At 71.9% G+C, this 17824-nt stretch carries 18 protein-coding genes; 10 read left to right on the plus strand and 8 right to left on the minus strand.

Annotated elements, in window-relative coordinates:
• The first annotated feature begins 121 nt into the window (after nucleotides 1–121).
• The 7 genes from K1T35_RS14345 (at nucleotide 122) to K1T35_RS14375 (ending at nucleotide 8873) form a co-directional block, all read left to right on the plus strand.
• Entirely contained in the window at nucleotides 122–1231 is a 1110-nt protein-coding gene (locus K1T35_RS14345) for a sensor histidine kinase (RefSeq protein WP_255621885.1), read from the plus strand.
• A complete protein-coding gene (locus tag K1T35_RS14350) occupies nucleotides 1228–1887 on the plus strand; it encodes a response regulator transcription factor (RefSeq protein ID WP_220260656.1) in 660 nt (219 codons plus the stop codon). Before K1T35_RS14345 ends, K1T35_RS14350 begins: the two co-directional genes overlap by 4 nt.
• Nucleotides 1888–2031: 144 nt before the next feature.
• Nucleotides 2032–3456, plus strand: a complete 1425-nt coding sequence (locus K1T35_RS14355) for a dynamin family protein (protein ID WP_220260657.1) — start codon at nucleotides 2032–2034, stop codon at nucleotides 3454–3456.
• Nucleotides 3453–4046, plus strand: coding sequence for a nucleotide exchange factor GrpE (grpE, locus tag K1T35_RS14360; protein WP_220260658.1), 594 nt, complete (start codon nucleotides 3453–3455; stop codon nucleotides 4044–4046). The genes K1T35_RS14355 and grpE overlap by 4 nt, the downstream gene beginning before the upstream one ends.
• Entirely contained in the window at nucleotides 4043–5845 is a 1803-nt protein-coding gene (locus K1T35_RS14365; RefSeq protein WP_220260659.1) for a dynamin family protein, read from the plus strand. The genes grpE and K1T35_RS14365 overlap by 4 nt, the downstream gene beginning before the upstream one ends.
• Complete coding sequence (locus K1T35_RS14370; RefSeq protein ID WP_220260660.1) at nucleotides 5842–7677, plus strand: Hsp70 family protein; 1836 nt, start codon at nucleotides 5842–5844, stop codon at nucleotides 7675–7677. The genes K1T35_RS14365 and K1T35_RS14370 overlap by 4 nt, the downstream gene beginning before the upstream one ends.
• Nucleotides 7677–8873, plus strand: a complete 1197-nt coding sequence (locus K1T35_RS14375; RefSeq protein WP_370645506.1) for a DUF6777 domain-containing protein — start codon at nucleotides 7677–7679, stop codon at nucleotides 8871–8873. The genes K1T35_RS14370 and K1T35_RS14375 overlap by 1 nt, the downstream gene beginning before the upstream one ends.
• 42 nt (nucleotides 8874–8915) lie before the next feature.
• Here K1T35_RS14375 and K1T35_RS14380 read toward each other — a convergent pair whose 3' ends face one another.
• From K1T35_RS14380 to K1T35_RS14400, 5 genes are all read right to left on the minus strand, one after another.
• On the minus strand, nucleotides 8916–9383 hold the full coding sequence (locus tag K1T35_RS14380) for a DoxX family protein (protein ID WP_220260662.1): 468 nt from the start codon (nucleotides 9381–9383) through the stop codon (nucleotides 8916–8918).
• Nucleotides 9384–9710: 327 nt separating this feature from the next.
• Nucleotides 9711–10007 (minus strand): hypothetical protein, encoded by a 297-nt coding sequence (locus tag K1T35_RS14385; protein WP_220260663.1) that lies wholly within the window; start codon nucleotides 10005–10007, stop codon nucleotides 9711–9713.
• Between the two features lie 76 nt (nucleotides 10008–10083).
• Nucleotides 10084–10644 carry a PadR family transcriptional regulator gene (locus tag K1T35_RS14390; RefSeq protein WP_370645377.1) on the minus strand — a complete coding sequence of 187 codons (561 nt, stop codon included), beginning with the start codon at nucleotides 10642–10644 and terminating at the stop codon, nucleotides 10084–10086.
• Nucleotides 10645–10683: 39 nt separating this feature from the next.
• A complete protein-coding gene (locus tag K1T35_RS14395; RefSeq protein WP_255621887.1) occupies nucleotides 10684–11814 on the minus strand; it encodes a YbfB/YjiJ family MFS transporter in 1131 nt (376 codons plus the stop codon).
• Nucleotides 11814–12629: an alpha/beta hydrolase gene (locus tag K1T35_RS14400; protein ID WP_220260664.1), complete on the minus strand. Its 816-nt coding sequence runs from the start codon at nucleotides 12627–12629 to the stop codon at nucleotides 11814–11816. The genes K1T35_RS14395 and K1T35_RS14400 overlap by 1 nt, the downstream gene beginning before the upstream one ends.
• Before the next feature lie 73 nt (nucleotides 12630–12702).
• On the opposite strand from K1T35_RS14400, the gene K1T35_RS14405 reads away from it, so the two are divergent.
• The gene (locus K1T35_RS14405) at nucleotides 12703–13299 is read left to right on the plus strand and encodes a TetR/AcrR family transcriptional regulator (protein WP_220260665.1); all 597 of its coding nucleotides are present in this window, start codon (nucleotides 12703–12705) and stop codon (nucleotides 13297–13299) included.
• 240 nt (nucleotides 13300–13539) lie between these two features.
• On the opposite strand, the gene K1T35_RS14410 is transcribed toward K1T35_RS14405, so the two are convergent.
• The gene (locus tag K1T35_RS14410) at nucleotides 13540–15261 is read right to left on the minus strand and encodes an HNH endonuclease signature motif containing protein (RefSeq protein WP_220260666.1); all 1722 of its coding nucleotides are present in this window, start codon (nucleotides 15259–15261) and stop codon (nucleotides 13540–13542) included.
• Between the two features lie 39 nt (nucleotides 15262–15300).
• Nucleotides 15301–15702 (minus strand): PPOX class F420-dependent oxidoreductase, encoded by a 402-nt coding sequence (locus K1T35_RS14415; RefSeq protein ID WP_220260667.1) that lies wholly within the window; start codon nucleotides 15700–15702, stop codon nucleotides 15301–15303.
• A gap of 144 nt (nucleotides 15703–15846) precedes the next feature.
• On the opposite strand from K1T35_RS14415, the gene K1T35_RS14420 reads away from it, so the two are divergent.
• Nucleotides 15847–16233 (plus strand): amino acid synthesis family protein, encoded by a 387-nt coding sequence (locus K1T35_RS14420; RefSeq protein ID WP_220260668.1) that lies wholly within the window; start codon nucleotides 15847–15849, stop codon nucleotides 16231–16233.
• A 23-nt stretch (nucleotides 16234–16256) separates the two neighbouring features.
• Nucleotides 16257–16526, plus strand: a complete 270-nt coding sequence (locus K1T35_RS14425) for an amino acid synthesis family protein (RefSeq protein WP_220260669.1) — start codon at nucleotides 16257–16259, stop codon at nucleotides 16524–16526.
• Between the two features lie 47 nt (nucleotides 16527–16573).
• Here the strand turns inward: K1T35_RS14425 and K1T35_RS14430 are convergent, their stop codons facing one another.
• Nucleotides 16574–17806 (minus strand): flavin-dependent oxidoreductase, encoded by a 1233-nt coding sequence (locus tag K1T35_RS14430; protein ID WP_220260670.1) that lies wholly within the window; start codon nucleotides 17804–17806, stop codon nucleotides 16574–16576.
• Nucleotides 17807–17824: the final 18 nt, after the last annotated feature.

The raw sequence follows: 17824 nt of genomic DNA on the forward strand, positions 1-17824 counted from the left end.
CTATGAGCGGGCCGACGTGCGCGAATCGGCCCGCGATCTCGGCTCGAGTCGCTCCGGAGCGACATCGGGATACGTCCGGGAGCGCATGCCGGGCGCCCGCTCCGGCCATACGCTGATCGCCGTGACATCGGCAGACGAACGGGTTCCACCGGTCGTGGTCGACGCGCTGTTCGGCACCGCGGTGGCACTCGGGATCGCGCTCGTCATCGCCGCCGCGCGGGGTGGTGACCGGCCGCCGGACCTCGGCGCGTACCTGTTCGCGGCCGGCTTCGGCCTGCTGATGCTGCTGCGCAGACGCACGCCCCGCACGGTGCTCGTGCTGACGACGCTGGGGCTCTTCGCCTACTACGCCTTCGACTACCCGCCGATCGGGATCGCCCTCCCGGTGGTCACCGCGCTGTTCTCGGCCGCGGACCTCGGCCGGACGCGCTGGGCCGTCGGAACCGGCGTCGTGCTGCTGGTGGTCTCGTTCTACTTCCGGATCAGGGAGGGGGACTCACTCGGCGCCCTGATCGGGTACGAGGCGGTCTCGAACATCGCGCTCATCGCGGCGGCGACGGCGCTGGGCTACAGCGTCCGCAGCCGCCGCGAGATCGCCCGATTGACCGCGGTGCAGCTCGAACGGGAGGCCGAGTGGCGGGTGCAACGTGAACGCGAACGCATCTCGCGCGACCTGCACGACACCGTCGGCCACACGATGTCCGTGATCTCGTTGCAGGCGGGCGTGGCCGCCGAGGCCGTCGAACCAGGTGGCCCGGCCGCACAGGCGATCGAGCGCATCAGGGCGGCCAGTGGCCAGACGCTGCGGGACCTGCGGTCCATGGTGCGGCTCCTGCGTACCCCGGACGGCACGCTCGAGGTCCTCTCGCTCGCCGCGGTCCCCGACCTCGTGGACGCCACCCGAGGCGTGGGCCTCGAGGTCACCACACGCATCGACGTCGACGGGCTCACGCCACAGGCGGACGCGGCGGCGTACCGCATCGTGCAGGAGGCGCTCACGAACGTCGTCAAGCACGCCGGCGCCCGGCACGTCGAGGTGGTGGCCCGGCTGCACGAGGGCGTCCTGCACGTACGCGTGTCCGACGACGGTCGGGGTTCGACGGACCCCGCCGACGGCCACGGCCTGGCCGGGATGGCGGAACGGGTGCGGCTCCTCGGGGGGACCCTCGAGACCCGGTCCGGTGACGGGTTCACCGTCGAGGCGCGGATCCCTGCGAGGCCGGCCGCGTGATCACGCTCGTGCTGGTCGACGACCAGGAGCTCGTCCGCACCGGGCTGCGCACCCTCGCCGAGCGCGACGGCGACATCACGGTGGTCGGTGAGGCGGCCGACGGCCGCGGCGGTCTCGGCGTGGTGCGCCAGTACCGGCCCGACGTCGTCCTGATGGACATCCGGATGCCGGTCATGGACGGGATCGCGGCGACGAGGGCGATCGTCGACGACCCGGTCCTCGCCGGGGTGCGGGTGGTCGTGCTCACGACGTTCGACGAGGACGAGAACGTCATGAACGCGATCCGGGCGGGGGCGGCAGGCTACCTGCTCAAGGACGTCTCCCCGGTGGACCTGCGGGAGGGGATCCGGCGCGTCGCGGCGGGCGACGCGCTGCTGTCCCCGGCGATCACGGGGACCGTCATGCGTGCGCTCGCCGGGCGGCTGAGCCGCAGCACCCGGCCTGCGCTCGTCGAGGGGCTCACCGAGCGGGAGCGGGAGGTGCTGCAGCGCGTCGCGCTCGGGGAGTCGAACGCGGAGATCGGCGCGGCCCTCCACATCAGCCCGGCGACGGCGCGCACCTACGTCGGCCGGCTGTTGACCAAGCTGGGCGCCCGCGACCGGGCGCAGCTCGTGGTCATCGCGTACGAGTCGGGGCTGGTTTTGCCCGGCTCGTGAGCTGCGGCGACGCGCTGATACTACGTAGTTCTTCCACCTACCCCGGCCGGCGTGGAGGACGGATCCTCGCACTGGGTGGGCTCGGCCGTCGCGCGAGACCCCTGGTCCACGTCACGCGACGAGGGATCCGGGTCGTGTGATGCGATGCCCAACGTTCCTGGGCCGCTGGCGGGAGCGGTCGTTGCCCTCGCAGCCAGGGCCGAGCGGTCGGTCGACCAGCGGTTGGCCGATGTCGGTCATCGATGCCTGGAGCGGCTGCGGGCACCGCTGTCCATCGCGCTGGTCGGCCGCGTCTCGAGTGGGAAGTCGACGCTGCTGAACGCCCTCATGGGTAGCAGGGTGGCGCCGACCAACGCGCGCGAGTGCACCAAGATCGTCTACAAGTTCCGGTACGGCCCTCGCCCGACGGCCACGCTCGTCCTGCGGACCGGGTCCGGACGCATAGCGGTCGACCTCGACGACTCCCGTCTTCCGGCGGATTTCGGCCGCCCGGCGTCCGAGATCAGCCACATCGACGTGACGATGCCACTGCCCCTGCTCCAGGAAGCGGTCCTCATCGACACACCGGGGCTGGCCTCGGCGCAGACGGAGAACGCGGCCGCGACGGAGCGGATGCTGCACGACACGGGGGATTACGCGGCGAGGGCGGACGTGATCCTCTTCTGCATCAACGGCCCGATCACGCAGGACGAGGCCGATGCCGTCCACACGTTCGCCCGTGGCAGCGGCGGGAATCGCCTCAACGGCGCCACCGCGGTCGGGATCCTGACCAAGGCCGATCAGCTGTCGGGGAATCCGCTGACCTCCTGGAAGGCGGCGACGGAGATCGCCCGCAACACGGCGGCCGGGCATGCGGACCTGTTCTGGACGGTCGTCCCGGTCGTGGGGTTGCTTGCCGAGACCGCCCGGACCGGCGCTCTGCGTGACGTGCATGCGCGTGCATTGGGCGCGCTCGCGCAGGCGTGGAACCGCGATGTCGCTCACGCCGTGCTCCGGCACAAGAAAATGTTCCTCGGCGCGGAAGGACCGGTCGACACCCCGGTCCGTGCTGAGCTCCTCGACCTGCTGGGCCGGTTCGGTGTCGGTGAGCTGCTCGATCAGATCCGAAGCGGAACCCGCCCGGATGTCGCTTCGCTGAGCCGGGAATCGGCCGTGGCCTCCGGCATGGCCGCGGTGTCGTCGGAGATCCACGGGTGTCTCGCCGGCCGCAGCGATGCGCTCAAGGCGGCGGGGGCGCTCGACGAGCTGGTACCGGCCGCCTACTACGCGGGTGATCGCGCGCTTTATGAGGACGCCAACTCGATGCTCGACTGGCCGCAGATGTTCCCGGTGAAGGTGATCGGTATGGGCCAACAGCTCGCGACCGGGAGGGTCCGGCCGCCGGCAGGGCTCGTCGACGAGGCGTGGAGGGCCGTCCGAACCGGACTGCCCGGCGCTACCTCTGGGGAAGCGGCCAGGGCCGCCGGCGAATGGAAGCGATGGGCCTTGCTGACCGACGGTGCCGGGCGCCGGATGGCCGACGTGATGGTGCGCGCTTGGCAGTTGGCAGCCGAGGAGGGGCGACGGTGAGCGGCACCCGCGGAATTGCGGGCGCAGCCGGTGTGGGTTTCGCGCTCCTCGGGGGAACCGCCGCCTTCCTGATCTCCTGGTTGATGGCGCCCACCGCCCCGCCCGTCACGGAGCCCGGCGTCCCGCCCTCGGTGAGCGAGAGCGCGTGGGAGGTGCCGTTCGTGACGATTGCGACCGTGCTGACCGGCATCGTCGCAACCGTCGTCGTCCTGTGGCTCGGGCGGCGCGACGACTCCACGATCAGGATGGAGCACGTTGCCGGTCCGGCCTGTGCACCTGATCCCCGGCTCGCCGAGCGGGAGACGGCGATCCGGGAGCTCGCCGAACTGGTGGGCAGGCTGCCACCCGAGTTCGAATGGCAGGCGGCCAACGTGCTGCGCTCGGCGGGAGCGGATCAGATCCTCGCCGACGGCAACCGGTTCGATCCCGCCGTCCACTTCGCGGTCGGGACCGAGTCCGCCCCTGACCCCACCCTCCACGACGTCGTCGCCCGCACCATCAAGCCGGGATGGGCCGATCGGGGGCGGGTCGTCGTCCCGGCGCGGGTCGTCGTGTACGTCGCCGCGTCCGAGCACGAGGTGCTGCCGTGAATCCAGGCGCGGGTGACCCGCTCGCGGTCGAGCGGCTCCGGGAGCGGCTCGCCGCGGAAGCGCGGCGCGTCCGGCGCGACGATCTGATCCAGATGCTCGACGACCTGCCCGCCGTCGACGAGGCGGGACCGATCCGGGTGGTCGTCGTCGGCGAGACCAAGCGCGGCAAGTCGACGCTGCTGAACACGCTCGTCGGACGTCCGGACCTTAGCCCGGTGGGGGCCGACCTCACGACCTCGTGCTGGCTGGAGGTCGGGTACGGGGACCGCGACGAGGCCGAGGTCGTCCTCGCCGACCCGGCGGTACCGGGCGAGCTCGTCCGCCGGGCGTGCCCGCTCCGGGACGTGGAACGGTACGTGGCCATCGGCAAGGTGACCGAGCCGGTGATCGGCGTCCAGGTGCGGATCGCGTCGCCGATGCTGCACGGCATCACCCTCGTGGACACGCCAGGGGTCGGCGGCCTGGACAGCGGTCACTCCCGGACGACGCTCGCCGCCCTGCGGGCGGCCGATGCCCTGCTCCTCGTGTGCGACTCGCTGCAGCCGGTGCTGAAGCCGGAGTTGGATTTCCTGACCGAAGCGGCGCTCCGGGTGCCGACGGTCGTCGTGGCGGTGACGAAGTGCGACATCAATCCGGCGTTCGAGGATGTCGTCGACGCGACCAGGGAGATCATCACAGGCAGGGCAGGGCTGGAATCCGTGCCCGTTCTCCCCGTCGCGCCGCCGTTGGCTGACGACGCGGCGCAGATGGAGGACACCGGGCAAGCGCAATGGATGCAGGAGATCTCGGGGATCCCCCTGCTCGTCGACACCCTGCGCGAGTACAGCGCAGCGGGCGCGGCCGCCACCCGCCTCGCCAACGCGGCGCGCGTGCTCGCACAAGTCTGCCGGACGCTGCGGAACCGATCCGACGAGATCGTCGACATGCTCGACGGCAACGCGGACCGTGAGCGCGAGGTGCAGCGGGAGATCGCGGCCGCGCGGACGTTGCTCGACGACTTGCCGCGGCTTGCGGGGCCCGTCCACCAGGGCCTGGACCAGCTCCGCGATGACGCGGCGACCTCCTTCGACCAGGCGCTCGACGCCCTGTGCCGCCGGTACCGCTCTCGCGTCGACGAGGCATCGGCCGGGCTACTGTCCGAGCTCCCGTCCCGCCTTACTGCCGACATCACCGCCGCCGCGGTCGCTGTCCTCGAAGACGCCGCCGAGCGCAGTGCGTGGATCATCGCAGGTCTCGGACCGCGACTCGACGGTGCGGACCATCGGCGCGTCACACCCGAGCGGTTCGTGATCCGGATGCGGCCGGCTGCCCGGCCGGACGCGCAAGGCGGCTGCATCGACCTACCGGCGTCGGCGCAGCTCTTCACCACCCTCGTCAACCTCCTCGCGGGAGCGGCAGGCGTCCCGTTCCTCCCCGGTCCTGTCGTGGTCGCGGCGAGCCTCGCGCTCGCAGGCGGTACGGGGTGGCTGACGTCGAAGGGCAATGCCGAGCAGGAGCAGCGCGCGAGGCTCGCGGCGTGGATCGACGACGCCACCGCTGAGGCGGGCGTGACGTTCCGGGCCGCGATCGGCAACCGGATCCGGGAAGCGGAGCGTCGCGTCTCCGAGCTCCTGCCGGCGCTCGTCGGCGCGCGAGAGCGTGAGTTCACCCGGCTGTCCGAGGACCTGGCCACAGTGAGGTCGACTGCCAAGGATCTCCGGCGCGCGCTCGACGAACAGCGTGCCGTGGCGGATGGGCTGCGGGACGTCGAGCGGGAGATCGACGTCCTCGTGTCACGGACGGTGGCCGTCCACCCATGATCGGGAACGCCTCGTCGCCTGCCTCGCCCGAAGTGGACGAGCGGTGGGTGCTGGCCGTCGACTTCGGCACGACGAATACGGTCGCCGCGATCGGCGACGACACCGGCGTGCGGACGATGACGATCGACGGAAAGACGATCATGCTCTCCGCTGTGCTGCTGGACGCCGGGCCCGGACGCCCCGACAGATGGATCGTCGGCGAGCGCGCGGTCAACATGGCCCGGCGGCGTACGGAGTGGTTCGACCAAACGCCGAAGAAGCGCATCCCGGACGGCTCGCTGTTCCTAGGCGGTCGCAACGTGCCGGTGGTCGAGGTCGTCGCGGAGGTGCTCCGGGTCGTCGTCGACGAGGCGGCGAAGCAGCAGGGCTCCCGGCCCCCGGAGACGTTCGTGGTGACGCATCCCGCGAGCTGGCCGCAGGCCCGGATCGCGGTACTGGAGGAGGCCGCGCGAACGGCGGCGTCGACCCACGATGGATGGCCCGCGCCGGACACGTTGCCGGAGCCGGTCGCTGCGGCCGAACGGATGCTCGAGGTGGCCGCGGTGCCGACCGCGGCGCGGATCGTCGTCCTGGATCTCGGCGGTGGCACCGTCGACGCCGCAACCGTCGACATCGCGACACCCGAACCCGTGGACGACGGCAGACCCGAACCCGAGCTGACCGTCGTCGGCTACCCAACGGGAATCGAGGACGCGGGCGGGGAGGACTTCGACTACCGGCTCGCCGTCGCGATGGTCGAACGGGCGGGGGCGCCGGATCTGTACCCGCAGCTGGTCGGGTCCGACGATCCGGAGGAGCGGGAGCGGGCCTTCGAGATCCTCTCGCTCGCCAAGAACGTGAAGGAGGAGCTCTCGCGGAAGACGGACATTCCGGTCCCACTGCCGAAAGTGCCTCCACATCTCCCCGAGACCAAGTCGGTGCAGGTCACCCGCACACAGCTCGAGGAGCTGATCAAGGGCGGTCCGGGGAATCCCCCCGGCCTCGCGAACGCGGTCGACCTGGCGAAGGCAGCGCGTCGGGACGCGCCCAGCGGCGGCCCCGCATTCGCCGGGGTATACCTCGTCGGCGGGTCGTCGCGCATCCCGATGCTCACCAGGCTCATCCAGGAGCAGATCGGCCGGCCACCGATCATGGGTGGCGATCCGAGCACGACCGTCGCGGACGGCGCCGCCCGACACGCGCTCCGGCTGCTGCCCTCGGTTCCCTCGCGCCCACGTACTCGATGGAGGGGCATCCTGGCCGGCGTGGTCGCCGCCTTGCTGGTGGTGGGAGTAGTGGCGGCCACGTTGATCCCGCCGCGTCCGCCCACGTCGCCGCAGCCATCACCTACCCCGGTGCCGACGCCGAGCCGGATCGCGGACAGCGGGGATCCGATGCTCACCACCTGCCCGACCGCCGGGGAGGGGGACTGCTCGGCGAAGATCCTCGCGGTAGCGCACGCGGCGTGGCCGATGCTCCCCACGGCGGGCTGCACGGTCCACGACTCCCTGTTCGGGATCGACGCCTACTCCGTCGAGTGCCGGACGAGCGAAACGACCCATCTCGTCTTCTGGCGCAGGTCGGGATCCGTCGTGTCCTCCCTCGCGGGCCAGATGATGATGCCCACGACCGCGGACTTCGTGCTCCCGGGTAGCTCCGAGCGACTCGGGAGCCAGGTCGGAGGAACCCGGCCGACATCGACCGGGAGCCGCTACACCTGCGCATGGGAGTACGAGGCCTACCCGATGACCATGGTCATCGACGGACCCAACGACAACGCGACGGTCGCACTGTGCAGCACGGCGACGTTCCTCGACACGGCAGGGCTGCACAGCGCTCTGGAGGCACGGTGATGGACCGGCCGGCCCGGCGTCGCTCCGCGCGGATCCTCGGGAGCCTGGCGACCCTGCTCATCACGGTGGTCGTGCTAGTCGTGGCGTCCCCTGCGTTGACGCGGCTCGCGAGTGGTGGTTCCGAAGACGTCGTACAGACGGAGGCCGCCGACTCGCTCGGAGCGGTCCCTGCGTTCATCCCGCAGGCCGGAGTCGCCGCCACCCCCCTGCGACCGCTGCACACCGCGGGCCACGTCGTGTCCGGCGACGCCCCCGGTCTCTACGGGGGCACCGCGGCGAACTCCTGCGACATCGCCGCGATGCAGGCGTTCCTGGCGACACAGCCGGATCACGCCGCCGCATGGGCGGATGCCCTGATGATCGCGCCGTCCCAGATCGACGCGCACTTCGCCTCCCTGACCCCGGTGGCGTTGCAGACCGACACCGCGGTTACAAACCACGGCTTCGACAACGGGGTCGCGACCCCGTTCCACACCGTCCTGCAGGCGGGAACCGCTGTTCTGGTCGACGCCGTCGGGATCCCCCGCGTGCGGTGCTACTGCGGGAATCCCCTCCAGACCCCGGCGCCCCGTCAGAACGTCCGCTATGTCGGCGCGCGCTGGAACGGCTTCGACGCGCAGTCGGTGACCGAGATCCACACGGCGCCGACGGTGATCCAGCAGTTCGTCGTCGTCGAGCGGGATGCGGACGGGGATGTCGCCGAGGTGGTCAGCCGGCCACGGGCGACGCGGGGAGAGCAGGACGAGGACGTCGACGCCACCGTGGAGAACGACATCCGGCTCAGCTTCAGGCTTGGGTTGGTCGGGCCCCGTGAACCGCCGTCGACCCCCGGACCGTCGAGCACCCCCAGCACGCAGAGCACCACCAGCGCTCCGAGCACGGAGTCCCCGAGCACCTCCGCGTCCCCCGGACCTTCGTCGACGGCCACATCCGTGGTTCCACCCGAGACCTCGATCGCTCTGACTCCGGCTCTCGTCACGACGCCGACGGCTCCGCCGGTGACCAGCGACCTCCCCGTCCCTCCGACGTCGGTGATCCTCGAGAGCCTCCCGATGACCGAGCCGGGCGGTCCCGCGACGACGGAGCCGAGCGGCGACCCGGGGCCCGAGGTGGAGGACCCGGGGCCCGAGGAGGACGAGCCGGCGCCCGAGGAGGACCCGGAGAGCGAGGAAGGCGACGCGGACACTGAGGATTGATCGCCCCGCCGCGCCCCGCCGGCTCATGGTGGCCTGCGGGCGTTACCGCCCCGCCGCTGTCCGGGCCCCGCGGAGCCGAGGGACGATCACGTGGTCGAGCCCGAACCGCCCGGAGCCGGTCACGGCGAGGACGAGGCTGAGCAGCGCGATCATGATGACAAGCTCCGGGCCGTTGTGATCCATGGAGAACAGGGGGCTGGTGTGCACGAGCACCCATGCACCCACCATGTTCAGCGCCATCAGCACGCCGACGATCGGTACCCCGACGCCGACGATCATCGCGACGCCGCCGACGAACTCGAAGAGGACGTTGGCCGGTCCGGTGATCGCGGGCAGTGGCACGCCGGACTGGGCGAAGAGCGGGCCGACGCCGACGATGCTGCCGCCGGCGAAGTCGTACATGAGCTTCGCGTGGGCGATCATGATCACACCGAGGCCGATGCGGGCCAGTAGGAGTACGAGGTCCCGGGTAACCCGGATGCCGGTGGAGTCGGCAGTCGTCATGGTCATTCCGCTTCCTAGCGTGAGTGGTGGGCCGATACGAGCTTTGACCGTCGACCTGGCAAGAACTCATCGGTCCGGTGTCGTGGCGACCGCATCTCGGCGACCGGACCCGTGTTCAACGCGGTGCCCAGCGACCCGCGGTCGCCAGCGGCCCATGCCGCGACGCCGTCGGGGCGGATCAGTTGAGCGACCCCGCTGGTCGAGTAGCGGAGGCGCCCTGCGCCGGAGCGTATCGAGACCCCTCTGTTTCTGGGGTCAGCCTTGGTGGTGGGTCTCGATACGGGCCGGCGCTGGGGCGCCGGCCCTACTCGACCACCGGGTATCTGCCGGCGGTCAGGCGGCGCTTACCGGGGCGAGACGGACGCCCGGGACGTCGACCGTCCGGTCGCGGTCGGCCAGCGCGCGGGCGGCGGCCGTGATCGCTTGGTGCATCGCGATGCGGGCGTCGACGAGTGCGGCGGCAGCGTGACGCGCGCCGGTGTCGGTGAGACCGATCCGGGCAGCGTCCTCCGCGGCGGCGTTCAGTGCGTTGAGCAGGTGCTGGATCGGGGTGTCGATCTGCTGGTTGGCACACATCGCGTAGCTGCGTGGCTCGGACGCAGCCTGTGGGTCTCCGGGAGTGCACCGCATGGCGACGACTCTGCTGCCCCGGTCCGCCACGGGCCATGGGGGAGACCCCCGACCCGACCCTGGACAACCCCCGAGGTCATCTGCGGCGGGCTTTCCGGAGGCGATCCAGGTCCCCGTCGGCCAGTGCCGACCAGAACCGCAGCGCCGCGTGCTCCATCTCGAGCCCGAGCTCGAGGGTGATCATGCGCGGCTGGGCGTGCGGGTCGTCGCCGAAGCGCTCGACCATCGCCTCGTACACCGCGATCCGCTCCTCGTGCTGCGTGATCTGGTCGTGGGCGAGCGCGGGAACGTTCTCCGGGTCGCCCGCCTCGTTGAAGAAGAGCTTGAGCTCGGCGATGTCGCGCATCTGGAAGTGCTCGTGGGTCGGGGAGGCGAGCCAGCCCTGCAGGGCGGTGCGCCCCGCGTCGGTGAGCGAGTAGGTCTTGCGCCGCCGCCCGCTCTCCTCGACGGTGAGCTCCAGCAGGCCCAGCCCGGCCAGCCGATCGGGCTCCGAGTACAGCTGGGCGTGCGGGAAGTGCCAGAAGTAGCCGACGGAGCGGCCCACAGCGCGCTTGAGCTCGTACGGCGTGGACGGACCCCGCAGCGCGATCATCCCCAGCACGACGTACGACGTCGGGGACAGCCGCACATCGCCCACTGCTCGCTCCTCCCGTTCCGGAACAGAGTGTGGAGGGTGTCACGTCCGCTGCGTCTGTCTCGTGCGGTGTCCGGTCAGGGCGATCACCGCTCCCGCGAAGCACAGGACCGCCGTCCACGCCACCGTCGCACCGGTCGAGGTGTGGTCGGCGACGATGCCGGCGATCCAGGGGCCCGCGGTCTGGCCCGCCGCGAAGAGCGTGGTGAACGCCGCGATCGTCGCCGTCCAGTCGGCCGGTGGGGTGGCGTCGCGGACCCGCGCGGTGACGGCGGCGGGCACGCTCATGAACGACGCCCCGTAGAGGACCACGGACGCCAGGATGACCGGGAGCGCTGTCGATACCAGGGCCAGTGCCGCTCCGGCGGCGAGGATCGCCAACAACGCACCGAGGGCCGTGCCGCCGGGCCAGCGGACGACGGGGCGGCTCCACAGCGCGGGCGCCGCCATCACGGCCAGCCCCATCACCGTCCAGACGAGCGTCACCTCCGGCACCGAGGCATGGCGGTCGGCGAGATATGCGGACAGGAACGTGATGTAGGTGATGTAGCCGGTCGCGAACAACACGTACGGCACGGCGACCCACCACAGCGGGAGCACGAACGCCCGGCCGGCGGTGGCTGCGGGTGCCTCCCCTTCCGCACGAGCGGCCGTCCAGCTCACGAGCGCGGCGACACCAGCTGCGGCGGCAAGGCCGACCCATCCGGTACGCCACTCGGACCCGAGTGCGGGGATGCTCGCCCCGCCGGCCGCGATGCCGAGGCCCGACCCCGCGAAGAAGATGGTGAGGGGGACGCCGGAGGAGGAGCGGGCGGCGATGCGCGCCGCGATCACCCCTCCGGCGATGAAGACCACGGCTCCGGTCACCCCCGCCGCGGCCCTTGCGGCGAGCAGGATCACGAAGTCGCCGCTCAGCGCCGTGGCGGCGAGCGCAACCGCGGTGAGGACCATGCCTGTGCGGAAGGCGGCCGCGGTGCCGATCCTGCGCACGACGGCGGCCGCCAGCATCGCGCCGAGCAGGTAGCCGAGCCCGTTCGCGGTGTTCATCGCCCCGGCCTGGGCGAGGCTCCAGTGCAGGTCCTCGCGCATGGCGGGTAGGAGGAGGCCGTACGCGAACCGCGCGAACCCGAGCGCCGACGCGGTGCCGAGGGCCAGCCGCAGCGCCTGGATCATCAGACGCGCTGCAGGAAGCCCATGACCGTGCGGGCCAGCGTCACACGGTGGTCCGACAGCGCGTGGTCGGTCGCGAAGACGTGGTGTTCGAGGTGTGCGTCCGCGTACGCCGCGACGAGCGGGTCGTGGTGCAGCTCGTGGGGGCTGACGGCATCGCGCCCGGCGCCGACGAGGAGCACCGGTCGGTGCGCCAACATCGGCGCGAGCCGCGCCAGCCGCCACGACTCGCCCGCCGCCTCCATCTCCGCGACGAGCGCATCCCCGCTGGTGCCCCGCAGCGGGCCGAGCGAGTCGTCGAACGCCTCGACCCATGCGGCGCGGACGTCCTCGTCGGCCCGGCAGAGCGCGGCGACCGCACCGAAGTCGAAGCCGGCGATCGACGCGACCGCGGCCACCGACGGGTCGGCGGCCGTGGTCATCAGGGCCGCGAAGCCGCCGAGGCTGTGACCGACCAGCGCCGGTCGGCTCGGATCGAGCCGGTGGGTGGCCGCGAACCCCGGGTCACGGAGGGCGGCGAGGACCGCCGCCGCGTCCTCGAGCACGTGGGCCCACGACCACGTACCGCCCACGCCCCACGAGCCGCGGTAATGGAACACCAGCGACGCGAAGCCCGCGCGGCGCAGCACCTGCGCGAGATCGAAGTTGCGCTCGTTGCCCGGGAACCCGTGCAGTAGCACGACGACCGGGTGCGGCCCGCGGCCTGCGGGCACGTGCAGCACACCCAGCAGCGTCTCGCCGCCGCTGACGAACGTCACCGCGGGAGTGGTGGCCGGGAAATCCGGGTCGGGCGGGGGATCGGCGGCAAGCGGGTCCATCGGGCTCCTAGATCGAACCGATCGGTACGGCCGTGACGGTAGCACCCATCGAACCGACCGTTACTATCTGCCTGTGCCGGTTCCGAAGGGCTCCACGATCGATCCCGCACGCACACGCAGCGCCATCGTCGAGGCGGCGACCCCGCTGCTGTACGAACGCGGGCTCGACGGCGTCGGCGTCGCCGAGCTGTGCGCGCGGCTCGGGGTCTCCAAGGAGACGCTCTACCGGCACTTCGGCACGAAGGACGGCCTCGTGCGGGCCGTGCTGGAGGCGCGGAGCGAGCGGGTCCACGCCTGGATCGGAGCCGCCGTCGCGGCGGCCGGTGACGATCCGGCGGACCAGCTGGCCGCCGTCTTCGACGCGTTGGGCCGGTGGTACGCCGAGCCCGAGTTCCGCGGCTGCGCGATGGTGAACGCGGCCGCCCAGCACCACGTCGAGCCCGTGCGCGCTCTCACGGAGCGGCATCTGAACCGCCACCTGGACCTCCTCACCGACATCGCCGCGCGCGCCGGAGCGTCCGACCCCGTCGCCCTCGGCAGGCAGCTGCTGATGCTGGTCGAGGGGGCGACGGTCGTTGCCGCCCACCACAGCGTGGTCGACGCGGCGGCACAGGCACGTACCGCCGCCCTCGCCCTGCTGGCAGGAAATCAGGCTCGGTCGCCGCTGTAGGCGGCCTGGTAGAACTGCCGCTCGGGTTCTTCGCGGACCTGGCGGCACTGGCGCAGATGGACATACCGGAGGGCGAGGGCTGCGTGGAGATCCCGGACGGCGCGATCAGCACGCGCGACGCCGAAAGGGTGGGCACGAGGAGTTGCCCAGGTGCGAGGTGGACGGCGCGGTCGAGTTCTTCGCCAGGCATCTCGGCCGGATCGGCACGTCACCGGCCTGACGGCAGTTATCCGGCCGTGGTCAGAACGGTGCCGGGTCGTGCGGATCGGGTGGAAAGGCGTTCTCGCCGTGCCAGAGCGCGGTGACGATCTCGTCGCGCTGTTTCGCGGTGAGCCCGTTCGGCCCCTGAGGTGGCGGTGGATCCGCTGCCGTTGGGGGTGGCGCTCCGTGGTCGGGTCGGTAGTCGTGCGGGTCGCTGCAGTACCTGTGCCCGGTGGGCGTGATCCACTCGATGCGCCCACCCGGGCGGGTGCGGACCCTCCAGCCGGGGGCGTGCTTGGCGTGGTGATCGTGCCCGCATCCGCCTATCAGGTTCGTCTCGCTGGTCGCGCCCTTCGGGTACGGGACGATGTGGTCCAGCTCGGAGTCAAGCGCCCGGCGGCCGCAGATGGGCCCCCGGCAGTGCACGTCACGCGCGCGCACGAAGTCGGCCAGCGCGGCAGGCGGCCGGTACGTGGTGCGCCCGTGGTCGAGCAGCGCGCCCGAGAGCGGATCGAAGACCAGGCGCTTCAGGGTGGCGTCGGCGGCGATCTCCCGGGCCAGCTCGGCCGGGATCGGGCCGTGCCCGGCGAGTTCACACGCCTGCTCGTCGAGCCCCAGCAGGGTGGTGAACGGCATCAGCACCTGCACCAGCGGCTTGCCGGGATTCACCGGCCGCGGCGGCTCGGTGCGCACCCCAGCTGCCGAGCCGAAGCCAGGGGAGGTGTCGGCGCTCTTCGCGCCGGTCTCCGGGGCGCGGCGCTCACCATCGCCGGTGGCATCCGTGCCGCCGGAGCCGGAGCCGGAGTCGGCGTTGTCGACCTCGTCCGCGTCGTCGGTCTCGTCCGCGTCGGTGGTGGCGTAGGTGAGGGTGCCGGTCAGCAGGCTGACCATCAGGTCGGCGCGGCGGGCGTCCATGCCGCGGGAGTCGTCCTTGCCGCAGCCCTGCGCGAGCCGGGTCAGCCACTGGAAGCACGAGCGCGCGTCGGTGGCCGACAGCAGCGCCCACAGCGAGGCCATGCCTTCCTGCTCTTCCCCGACCGCCACCCGACGGTCGCGGCGGGCGGCGCGGTGGCGCTCGCGGGACCCGTCGGGGTCGGCGTGCAGCACCGCGCGCTTCAACGCGGCCTTGAGCTGGGCGAGGGTCTGCTCGGGCGCTCGGTCCAGCACCCGCTGCTGCACCGCCCGCGCCTTCTCGACCGGCAGGTAGTGGGTGGCGTCGCAGATCGCGGTGGCCCGCCGCTCATCCAGCTGACCCTGCTGCCAGGCCTGCAGCGTCTCGGGCAACACCTGTGTCAGCTGCACGGCTCGCCCCAACCGGGCCTTGGCCGTCAACCGGGACAACTTCAGCGCGAGCCCGACCTCGTCCGGAGCGAACCGGCTCATGGCACACGACTTGTCGGTGGCCACCATCGTGGGGTCGTCGCCGGGGCGGCGGCGGGCGAACTCGGCCAGCAGCCGCGCCTGCCGGGCCTGGGCCCACCCGGTGAGGTGCTCGAACCCGACGATCGCCTCGATCAGGCCCGCATCCGACAGAGCGCCGGGCTCGGCGGTGGCCGCGTCCAACCCGACCGCGGACTCCTCACCCGGAATGGCGGAGCCCCACGGCCATTCGTCCGGGGCGAGGCGCACCCTCGGCTCCGGGTCGAGGCTTCCGGGTGGGCCCAGCAGCTCGTCGAGCTCCAGCTGGTCGAGCAGGTCGAGCTCGTCCTCGCCGACCCAGCCCGCCGGCCGGTCGATCTCGACGAACGCCGACTCGAACATGTGTTCGATTCTACGTGAGTGGGGGGTGGACTGCAAGCCTCACGGGTTCGGCCAAGGGCTGAAGACCTTCTCGGCTCGAATTCGCACGCTGATCCATTGCGGGTTCGGTCCAGCGAATCCGGGATACGGCCCGCCCGTGTACTTGTGCGACAGCTCGTCGATCAGCGTGCCGTCCGGATCGTCCTCGATGGACGCGGTGCCCTGCACCTGGACGCTCTCGTAAGGGCTCGCGGGATCGAAGATCGCCACGGCCGCACGGGGGTCGCGCCGTAAGTTGGCGGTTTTGCGGCGGCTCTTGGGCAGCGCGAACAGGAGGTCATCTCCGTCGCGCTTGACCCAGACCACCGTCGAATGCGGATTTCCGTCCGGTTCGAGCGTGGAGAGGACGGCGAAGTTCGTGTTGTCGAACAACGCGCCTACTTTGCCGGTGAGCTGTGCCATCGATTGCTCCCTCCGGGGATGCTTCTGTGACTCAACACACGCTACGTCGTCCCTCTGACATTTCGGGGCGTTCCGCGGCCGCCGGACGCCGCTTAGCCTGGCGTTGCTTCCCCGGGGTCGGTCCGGGCGCTCGAAGGAGGGGACATGGCTGTTCGCAAGTTCGTGCAGTTCGAGGAGCAGGTGCACGCGGAGTCCGGGCTCCCGGTGTCCCCGCCCCTGACCCGCGTGGTGGTGGGCGCGGTGGCGCCGAACCCCCTCGCGGGCAAGCCGGCGCCGACGGACATCTCGCCGCTGGTGGAGCTGTCGGAGACGCTGGGGGAGCAGCTCACGACCCGCGCACTCGACCGGATCGGGGACCCGGCGGGGATCCGCGCCTACGGCAAGGCGGCCCTCATCGGCACGGCGGGCGATCCGGAACACGGCGCCGCGTCCCCGATGGCGGTGGCCACGTTCGCACCGATCGTCGAGCTCCTCACGCAAGCGGGCGTCGTCGCACCCGGCAGCACCACCTTCGACGTTCGCCGGCGCTGATCCACCCGAGGCTCGGCATGGCCATGCGCGCGACCCTGCGTCGCGGGCGGATGCTGATCCCGGGCAACGCGAAGATCGGTGCGGCCGGCACACCGATCGACCTCGTCTTCGGTCCGCTCGAGGAGAGCTGGGACCTGGACGCGATGGACACGCTCACCGTCACCGTCGCGGATGCCCCTCGCCCCGACGAGCTGCTCCTGCTCGTCGGCTACACCACCGGCGCGCGCCCGAACGCCCGCTCGAAGGGCCCCACCCAGGACGAGGTGGACGCCCTGCTCGCGTCGTTCGGCTGATCTAGTGTCCCGAACCGGAAGTCCGGTGCATAAATCGGCGGATCCTGCTAGCGGCCGGTCGGCGCCGCCACTGAGGCCGCGGCGTAGCTCTTGACGATCGCATCCAACTCGGCCGGGTCGATCACGTCGTCGAGCCGGTCGAAGCCGTCGGGGGCGCGGCGCTCGACCTCGTCGATCACCATCTCCGGGCCGCCGGCCCGGTTGCGCAGCACGATCTCGCGGGTGGCGGGCAGCCGCTCGTCCTGGTAGGCGGTCAGCGCGGTCTCGGGGTCGGCACCGGAGGTCAGGTGGCGGGTGAGGGCGACGGCGTCGAGCACGGCCTGGCCCGCGCCGTTCGAACCCATCGGGTACATCGGGTGGCCGGCATCTCCGAGCAGGGTGACGCGGCCGTGGCTCCAGCGGGGCAGTGGGTCGCGGTCGCACATCGGGTACTCGTACATCGCCGGCGTGGCCGCGACCAGGCCGGCCACGTCGACGTGCTGCGTGTGGAAGCGCGCGATGTGCGGCGCGAGCTCCTCCGGGTCGCCCGGGCGGGACCAGTCCTCCCGGCGCGGCGGCGGGTCGCCGGGCTCGCCGGTGCGGGCGCAGATCGCCCAGTTGGTGAGCACGGTGTCGGGCGAGCCGCCCCGGCCGATCGGGTACAGCACCAGCTTGGCCGGGTTGCCCCCGGCGATGATCATCGAGCGCCCGGTCAGGAACGGCGGCCAGTCGGTGGCTCCGCGCCACATCATGACGCCGTTCCAGCGCGGCGGGCCCTCGTCGGGGAAGAACGTGGCGCGCACGGTGGAGTGGATGCCGTCGGTGCCGATCAGCACGTCACCCTCGCGGTCGCCCAGCCGAGCGCCCGCCGGGTCGGTGAACGTCGCCCGGACGCCGTCGCCGTCCTGCTCGAACCCCACGAGCCGGTGCCCGGTGCGCACGGAGTCCTGCCCGAGGCGCTCGCGGACCGCCCGCAGCAGCACGCCCTGCAACCGGCCGCGGTGCACCGACAGCTGCGGGACGTCGAACCCGGCGTCCATGCCGCACGGCCGGTGCATGATCACCTGGCCGAGGCGGTGGCAGTAGAACAGCTCCTTCGTGCGGACGGCCACCTCGTCCAGCGCGTCGAGCAGGCCCAGCCCGGCGAGCGGCCCGACGGCGAGTGGCAGCGCGTTGATCCCGACCCCCAGCTCCCGGATCTCGGGACTGCGCTCGTAGATCTCGCACTCGATCCCGGCGTCGTGCAGGAACAGGGCGGTGGCCAGCCCGCCGATGCCGGCCCCGACGATCAGCACCTTCACATCCGGCGACGCTAGCGG

The sequence above is a fragment of the Pseudonocardia sp. DSM 110487 genome (assembly GCF_019468565.1).
GTDB lineage: Bacteria > Actinomycetota > Actinomycetes > Mycobacteriales > Pseudonocardiaceae > Pseudonocardia.

Coding starts and splice junctions, on each gene's coding strand:
- K1T35_RS14355 (WP_220260657.1), top strand. CDS start 2,032: ATGCCCAACGTTCCTGGGCCGCTGGCGGGAGCGGTCGTTGCCCTCGCA.
- K1T35_RS14370 (WP_220260660.1), top strand. CDS start 5,842: ATGATCGGGAACGCCTCGTCGCCTGCCTCGCCCGAAGTGGACGAGCGG.
- K1T35_RS14375 (WP_370645506.1), top strand. CDS start 7,677: ATGGACCGGCCGGCCCGGCGTCGCTCCGCGCGGATCCTCGGGAGCCTG.
- K1T35_RS14380 (WP_220260662.1), bottom strand. CDS start 9,383: ATGACCATGACGACTGCCGACTCCACCGGCATCCGGGTTACCCGGGAC.
- K1T35_RS14385 (WP_220260663.1), bottom strand. CDS start 10,007: ATGCGGTGCACTCCCGGAGACCCACAGGCTGCGTCCGAGCCACGCAGC.
- K1T35_RS14395 (WP_255621887.1), bottom strand. CDS start 11,814: ATGATCCAGGCGCTGCGGCTGGCCCTCGGCACCGCGTCGGCGCTCGGG.
- K1T35_RS14400 (WP_220260664.1), bottom strand. CDS start 12,629: ATGGACCCGCTTGCCGCCGATCCCCCGCCCGACCCGGATTTCCCGGCC.
- K1T35_RS14410 (WP_220260666.1), bottom strand. CDS start 15,261: ATGTTCGAGTCGGCGTTCGTCGAGATCGACCGGCCGGCGGGCTGGGTC.
- K1T35_RS14415 (WP_220260667.1), bottom strand. CDS start 15,702: ATGGCACAGCTCACCGGCAAAGTAGGCGCGTTGTTCGACAACACGAAC.
- K1T35_RS14420 (WP_220260668.1), top strand. CDS start 15,847: ATGGCTGTTCGCAAGTTCGTGCAGTTCGAGGAGCAGGTGCACGCGGAG.
- K1T35_RS14425 (WP_220260669.1), top strand. CDS start 16,257: ATGCGCGCGACCCTGCGTCGCGGGCGGATGCTGATCCCGGGCAACGCG.